Source organism: Actinotalea sp. (genome assembly GCF_041597215.1).
Classification (GTDB): domain Bacteria; phylum Actinomycetota; class Actinomycetes; order Actinomycetales; family Cellulomonadaceae; genus Actinotalea.
This window is the reverse complement of the sequence record NZ_JBFHHB010000156.1, coordinates 1-7,777: the sequence shown is the minus strand read 5'-3', so window position 1 is coordinate 7,777 and position 7,777 is coordinate 1. Positions and strand designations below refer to the sequence as shown.

Sequence of the window (7,777 nt, the reverse complement as noted above, 5' to 3'; positions counted from 1 at the left end):
GCGTCGAGGAACGCGATCCGGCGACGCCGGGCCACGTCGAGGTCCTCGTTGAACACCAACCGGGTCGCCAGCGAGGTCGCGAAGTAGTCGATGGTGGCGGGTTCCTCCCGCAGTCGGTCGATGTGGGCCGCCAGGTCCGCGACGGTCCGCTCGGCCCTGTCGACCTGACCGAGCCGCCGTTGGGCCAGGACCGAGAAGTAGGTGGCCTCACTGAACGGCTCGGCGTTCATGGCGCGGAAGTCGCCCTCCGCATCGGCCGCCCGCCGCCAGGCCCCCTCGGCCGCGTCACGGTCGCCGGCGAGCGCGAGGGCGTCACCCCGAGCGAGATGCAGATGCGCCGGGTTGGTCAGCGGGTGCCGTGCCTCCCCGAGGGTCGACGGCGGGTCCAGGGCCTCCTCGACCAGCGCGACCGCGCGAGCCGTGTCCCCGGCCGCCGTCGCCCTGCGCGCGAGCGCGAGCCTGCTCCGCTCCCAGACCTCGAGGACCTGCCCCTCGCCCCCCTCGGCCGCCCCGAAGACCCGGGTGCTCAGCACGGCATGGGCGGCGTCGGCGTCGCCGAGGTCGAGGGACAGGTGGGCGAGCTCGACCGCCGCTCCGTCCCGGTCGGCCAGCAGGTGCGCGTGCCCTTCGAGGTACGCGCGACGGGCGGCCGGGGCCTCCCCGGTGAGGAGCGCGAGCTGGTCGCTCTCGACGACGAGCTGGGGATCGTCCGGCGCCACCCGCAGCGCGGCGTCGTAGGCCTCCCGGGCACGACGAGGGTCGCCCGTCCGGTTGATCGCCGCGAGGCCGAGGTTGCGCCAGGAGACGACGTCCTCGGGCACCGCCGCCACGGCCCGCTGCCAGGCGGCGATCGCGTCTGCCGGTCGGTCATGGGCGTAGAGCCAGTGACCCAGGAGCCCGGCGGCCCGACCGTCGGTCGGCTGCTGCCCGAGGGCGTCGGCGTCGTCCAGGCGCACGGGGAAGCACCACGACGGATCGGCGACGCGGGCGGCCTCGAGCGCGGCGGCGGCCGCCGCGCTGTCGCCGCGCCGCTCGTGCAACGCGGCGACGTGGTAGCCGAGCAGCGGGCCGGTCGCAGGGGCCCCGGCGACCCGGTGCGCCTCCTGCTCGGCAGCGCCCCCCAGCACCCCCAGGGCCACGTCCGGCAGCCCGCAGGAGGCGTACTCCAGCGCGAGGTCGAGGCAGGTCTGCGCATCGCAGCTGAGCTCGTCGCCGCGCAGGTCACGGCTCCACCAGTCGAGCGGGTCGAGCGCGAGGGTGTCCTGCAGGAGCGCCTCGGCCTCGGCCGATCGACCGAGGCGACGCAGCACGATGACGCGCAGGGCCCGCGCCTGCAGGTGCTCGGGCTCGGTGCGCAGCACGTCCTCCAGGCGATGCAGGGCGTCGCCGTCCCGGCCGGCGGCCACGTCGAGCACGGCCATCTGGTACCCGGCGCAACCTCGCCAGCCACGCACCCACGACGCCTTGCCGAACGCGTCGTAGGCCTCGGCCGCACGGCCCTGCCGGCGCAGGGCCAGCCCGAGCAGGTAGTGGGCTCCCGAGTCCGCCGGGTTGGCGTTGCGCCGGGTCAGCCGGGCCAGGGCCGTGCGAGCGTGCCCCTCGGCATCGGCGTACCGCCCCTCGGTGTACGCCAGGGCCGCCAGCGCCGTACAGGTCGGCGCATGTCCCGGGTCGCGGCGCAGCGCCTCGGTCCAGTACGGCAGCGGGGACCGCGTCGGGTGACGGTACTGCGCGATGTGCAGACCCGTGAGGTACAGCTCCTCGACCGAGGCGACCTCGGTGGGCGCGGGCGGTTCCGTCGCCGGCTCCATCGGGGGGGCCGTCGCGGTCGGCGGCGTCCAGGACAGGAGCTCAGCGCCGTCCAGGCGCAGCCGCACGCCGACCGTCGCCGGGTCCGCGCCGTCGACGAGACGGAGGTCGACGACGGCGGGCGACCCGGGGGCGACGTCGACCGAGGACTCGGCGAGCACCCGGCCGGTCGGGTCGACGACCTCGACGGCGACCGGCCCGGTCTCCCGCGTGACGACGACGCCGACGCGCGCGGACACGGCTGCACCGGTCCCGTCGCTCGCCGCGCGCACGGTCAGGGCCACGGCAGCGTCGAGGTTCGCCGCGACAGCCGGCCCGATCTCCTGGATCGGGTACCAGAACTGGGAGAAGACCTTCGTCTCACCCGGGGCGAGCCAGCTGAAGTCCGGCTGGTTGTCGGTGAAGACCCCGGCCATGAGCTCGAGGTAGTGGCTTCCGTCGTCGGTGAGGTTGCGCTCCCAGGCGTGCCCGAACGCCCCGTCGCCCCAGGTGAACTGCTTCTTGCCGACGGCGACCCGGCGGTCGGCCACGTGCACCATCCCGGCCCGGGCCGCGTGGTCGTAGCCGCCGAAGAAGTCCGCGTCGCTGCCGACGCACATGTAGGAGGTGGGCACCGGGATGTTGCGGTACCAGTCGAGGCGGTCGCCGGGCACCGGCGTGCCGTCGCAGGCGTCGGTCAGCTGCTCGGCCCGCGTGGAGTAGTCGATCCCGTAGTAGTAACCGTCGGAGGCGGGGAACGAGGTCGTGGCGCGGCGGGCGTGGTCGGCCACCTGGTGCACGTCGGAAGGGAAGAACGACTGGTAGTCCTCGTGCGTGCGGACCGCGACGTTGGCCCACCACAGGAAGGTCTGGGTGATCTCGCTGCGGTTGTACAGCCGCACACGCAGCTCGAGCGTCGCGCGATCGGGCGAGAGCCGGACCCCGTGCATGCCCTTCATCCGGGTCAGCGGGTCGTGGTCCGAGCACCAGACCGTCACGCTGCCGTCCTCCTCCTCCTCGATCGACACGTCGGTCGGCAGGTAGGTGCCCGGGCGGTGGTGCTGGGGCCAGTTGAGCTCGACCCCGCCGGAGATCCACGGCCCGGCCAGCCCGATGAGCGCCGGCTTGATGACGTCGTTGCGGTAGAAGAGGTCGTAGCCGGTGGTCCGGTCCACGGCGACGTGGATCCGGCCACCGAGCTCCGGCAGCAGCATGACCCGGAGCCAGCGGTTCTCCAGGTGCACCGCACCCCAGGACCTCAGCGACGGCTCCGCGCCGATCCGGTCGTGGAAGGGCAGCGGGTACACCCTGCCGGAGGAACCCTGGTAGACCCGGCGGTCGAAGTAGGCCGGGTAGCGGTCGGGCGTGGCGGGCTCGTACGTCGGCATCTCGACGGGCTCCTGCCAGGCCGCGACCGCGCGGGCGGCGAGCGCCTCGGGGCGATCCGGCAGGACCAGGCGAGTCCTCTCGTTACGGTCGGCGCTCATCGCCACACCACCGGCATCCACGCAGTCATCTCGGCTCTCCCTCGGCTCTTCCCTACGGACTCATCGGACCCTGGTCGGGTGTCAGTCGGGCCGCACGAGCGGCCTGTGCTCCTGCTCCAGCGGCGCCTGGTGGACGCCGCCCAGCCCAGCGGTACCGGACACCGCATAGGCGAGCTCGTACCGTCCGGGGCGGACGCGGTACTGCGGAAGGACGTCCGGCCCGCAGGCTCCCGTCCCGATCCCGCGATGCGCGGCGTCGAGGTGGACCACGAGGCGCGGACCGGGCACGAGGTCGCTGTCGTTGCTCGCCTCGAACAGGTCGTGCGCGCCGAACCGGGTCGCCGACCACGCGAACGGCTCGCCCAGCGTGGAGATGCGTATCCGGTCCCCGGTGTGCGGGTCCTCGAGCTCGAGCCACGAGGTGTCCGTGCGCAACCCGAACTCCTGCGGGACCAGGTACGGGCACGGCTCGACGGCGGCGGTCCACGTGCCCAGCACTGCCGACCTGGCCCGGTCGGGGTAGTTCTCGTGCGGGCCACGACCCCACCAGCGCAGCGAGGTGAACCGTGGATCGACCTCCAGGACGACGCCGACCCGGGGGAGGTCGTCCAGGTCGGCAGGGACCTCGAAGCCGTGCCGGGCGCGCACGCCGTGCTCGGTCCGTTCCGTCGTCACCTCGTGCCGCACGACGGACTCCGCCGGCAGCCGGTCGAGCCCGAGCGCACGCCAACGCGCCAACGTCGAACCGCCGAGTCCGAGGTCGGCGGCGCCGTCGACGGCGGCCTTGACGCCGTCGTTGTCCGTCGCGGCCCGCCACACGGCGGGCCGGGGTTCGGTGTGCGCATCCGGCCAGAGGTCGTCGACCGGGCGCCCCGTCGGCACCGGGGCGATCCGCTCCGCGCGCAGCACGACCTGGTCCCAGGCGAGCGCATACCCCGCCGGCGCGAACCACGCATCGGAACGGGTCGTCCAGCGCACGGTGAGCCGGGTGTCGCCTCTGTCCGGGACGGGAACCGGCACCGGGACGACGCGGCGCTCCCCCGCCTCCAGCGGCAGGTCCCATGACCCGGATCGGGTCACCTCGCCGTCGACGACGAGCTCCCACGTGCAGTCGAGGTCGTCGAGGGAGGCGAAGAACCGTCGACTCGTGACCACCAGCGCTCCGTCGTCGAGGTGCACGGTCACGGGTCGGTGCACCCAGGCGACCTCGGCCATCGCCGGGTGCGGGGTTCCGTCGGCAGCCACCAGACCGTCCGCCACGAAGTTGCCGTCGTGCGGCCGGTCACCGAACTGCCCGCCGTACGCGAGCCGGACCCGGCCGTCGGGCAGGGTCTGGCGCAGCGCCTGGTCCTTCCACTCCCACAGGAAGCCGCCCTGGAGACCGGGAGTCGTGGTGATCACGTCCCAGTAGTCGCCGAGCGAGCCGTTGCTGTTGCCCATCGCGTGGGAGTACTCGCACATGATCAGCGGACGACCGCCGCCAGGGCCCGTGGTCGACTCTCCGTACTCCCGGATCTCGTCGATCGACGGGTACATCGGGCACACGAGATCGGTGACCTGGCGTCCGCCCTCCTGCCAGCCCTCGATCCGGATCGCGTCCTCGTAGTGCACGGGCCGGCTCGGGTCGGTGCTGCGGATCCACGCCGCGAGCGCGTCGTGGTTGACCCCGTACCCCGACTCGTTGCCCAGGCTCCACAGGATCACGCACGGGTGGTTGCGGTCCCGCTCGACCATGCGCGCCCCGCGGTCGAGCCACGCCGCGCGGTACCTCGGGTCGTCGGCGAGTGACCGGTTGTAGGCGTGGGCCTCGAGGTTGGCCTCGTCGACGACGTAGAACCCGAGCTCGTCGCACAGGTCGTAGAAGGCGTCGTCGTTCGGGTAGTGCGAGGTCCGGATCGCGTTGACGTTGTGCCGCCGCATGGTGACCAGGTCGGACCTGAGGTCCTCGACGGTGACGGCCGATGCACGGTCGGGATGATGGTCGTGGCGGTTGACCCCGAAGATCCAGACGCGCTCCCCGTTGACCAGCAAGCGGTTGCCCTCGACCCGCACGCGCCGGAACCCGAGGCGCCGGCTCGTGGAGTCGACGACCTCGCCGAGCGCGTCGACGAGCTCGACCCGGCAGGTGTACAGCGCGGGTCGCTCCGCGCTCCACGGCTCGACCCGGAGTCCGTCCAGTGCCGCATCGACGACGAAACCGGTGAACTCGTACGCCCGCGCGTGCTCGTGAGGGACCGGACCCTCGACCACCGGGACGAGGCGTGCGCCGCTCGGGGTCTCGACCCACCAGCGCACCCGCAACCCTGCGGACGGAGCCTGCCCCGGGTCGACCTGGACGGCGAGCGCGATCGAGCCGAGCCGGGTCGCGGGGTCGAAGTCGGCGGTGACCCGCACGTCCGCCACCCGGATGGGCGGGCGTCGCTCGAGCCGCACGCCCCGGTGCAGTCCGGCCAACCACCAGGCGTCCTGGTCCTCGAGGTAGCTGTGCGCCGCGTACCGCACGACGACGATCGCGAGGTCGTTGCGGCCGGGGCGAACGGCGGGCGAGATGTCGTACTCGCTCGGCAGCCGGGCGTCCGTGCCGTAGCCGACCAGGGTGCCGTTGACGTAGACCACGTGCACGGCGTCCGCGCCGCCGACGGTCAGGACCAGGGGGCCCGTCCGGCCCTCCACGTGCTGGTCGAGCGAGAACTCCCGCCGGTAGACACCGGTGGGGTTGTGCTCGGGAAGCCGGGGCGGCGGACCCGCGAACGGCATCCGGACGTTCGTGTAGTGCGGCCCGTCACCGACGCCCTGCATCGACCAGGTTCCCGGGACGAGGAGCGCGGTCCAGCCGGCTCCCACCACCGGCGTCGAGCCGAGGACGGCGTCCGTCGGGACCGCGTCCGGGGAGGAGAACAGCCGGAAGACCCACTGTCCGTCGAGCGACGCCGACGCGGACGCCGAGGAGGTGTGCATCGGCAGCCGTTTCAGCGCGACCACCGACGGATCGGCCCAGGGACGCAGGGCCCCGATCTCGGGGAGCATGGATCGACCTCCGGGGAAGACGCGGCGGACGTGCGCGGTCAGGGGCGTGCGCGGTGGGCGGACCCGCGCGGTGAGTGGGCGCGCGGCCGGTGGCCGAACGGTCAGTGGGCGAACGGTCAGTGGGGCGCGCGTGCCGCGAGAGCCTCGAAGTCGAGCGCGACGCCGTGCCCCGGTGTGTCCGGTGCGGTCACGTGCCCGTCGACGACCGGCATCGGGTCGACGATGAACGCCGTCAGCCCGAAGCCGTGCGCCTCCATGAACGTCCGGTGCGGGGCGGCCGCGAGCAGGTGCACCGTGAGGTCGTGCACCCCATGGGAGGTCAGGAGGAGGTTGTTCGCCTCGGCGAGCGCGCTGACCTTCCGGAAGGCCGTGTACCCGCCGATGTTGCTGACATCGGGTTCAGGGAGGGTGACGGCGCCCGCGTCGATCGCCTGGGCGAACTCGTAGACGGTGTGCAGGTTCTCCCCTGCGGCGATCGCGTGACGGCCGCCGTCGACGATCCGCGCGTTGCCGCGCAGGTCGTCCGGGATCGTCGGCTCCTCGACCCACAGCAGGTCGAAGGGCTCAAGGGCCCGGCACGCGCGCAGCGCGCCGTCGACCGTCCACTTCATGTTCGCGTCGACCATGAGCGGGAAGCCGTCGCCGAGGTGCTCACGCATCGCCGCCACGCGAGCCACGTCCTGACGCAGGTCCGCGCGACCGACCTTCATCTTGATCGCACGGAAGCCGTCGTCGAGGAAGGCGTCGGTCTGCGCGAGCAGCTCCTCGAGCGAGAGCTCGAGATCGATCCCCCCGGCGTACACCGGGACCGTCGGGTCGTACCCTCCGAAGAGCTTCCACAGCGGCAGGCCGGCGGTGACCCCCATGAGGTCCCACAGGGCGATGTCGACCGCGGAGATCGCCGAGGTGGCGTGCCCCCCTCGACCCGCGTAGTGCAGGGTCCACCACATGTCCTGCCAGCGTTCCTCGATGCGCGCCGCATCCTTCCCGAGGATCACGGGGGCGAGGTCACGCTCGACCATGGTGGCGACGGCTGCACCCCCGTGGTTGACGGTGTAGGTGTAGCCGAGGCCCTGCCGACCGTCGGCGTCCTCGATGCGCACCGTGATGAGCTCGAAGTCGATCATCACGCCGTGCGTGCTGTCGGTCAGCCGCCGCTCCAGGGGGACCCGGAACAGGTCGGTCCGCACCCGTTCGATCTTGGCCATCGTCTCCACATCTCTCTCGAGGATCCCGGCGCGGCAGTGCCACGCAGGGACGGTCGTCAGTCGGTCGGGGTGCTGGTCCAGGACCCGGCAGCCGGCGCGGTCTCTGGCGAGATCCCGGCGGCGTACAGGTCCTTCATTCGCTCGTCGGCTCGGAACCCCGTGATGAAGTGCCACGGTCCCGAGACGTCGTGGCTGAGCCCCCAGCGCACGCCGTCGAGCGGCGTCGTCGTCGGCGTTCGCCTGCGCAGCGGCCCTGCCGCGATCGGC

3 protein-coding genes and 1 pseudogene are annotated in these 7,777 nt (G+C 72.9%); all 4 read right to left on the bottom strand.

The features are described from left to right. A partial coding sequence (locus ABWK99_RS11225) for a DUF5107 domain-containing protein (protein ID WP_372594789.1) occupies positions 1 to 3,275 on the bottom strand: 3,275 nt, incomplete at its 3' end. 81 nt (positions 3,276 to 3,356) lie between these two features. Beyond that, positions 3,357 to 6,302 (bottom strand): glycoside hydrolase family 2 TIM barrel-domain containing protein, encoded by a 2,946-nt coding sequence (locus ABWK99_RS11220; RefSeq protein ID WP_372594788.1) that lies wholly within the window; start codon positions 6,300 to 6,302, stop codon positions 3,357 to 3,359. 116 nt (positions 6,303 to 6,418) lie between these two features. Continuing rightward, positions 6,419 to 7,510 (bottom strand): mandelate racemase/muconate lactonizing enzyme family protein, encoded by a 1,092-nt coding sequence (locus ABWK99_RS11215; protein ID WP_372594787.1) that lies wholly within the window; start codon positions 7,508 to 7,510, stop codon positions 6,419 to 6,421. A 56-nt stretch (positions 7,511 to 7,566) separates the two neighbouring features. After that, a pseudogene (locus tag ABWK99_RS11210) lies at positions 7,567 to 7,777 on the bottom strand (hypothetical protein); the annotation flags it as partial.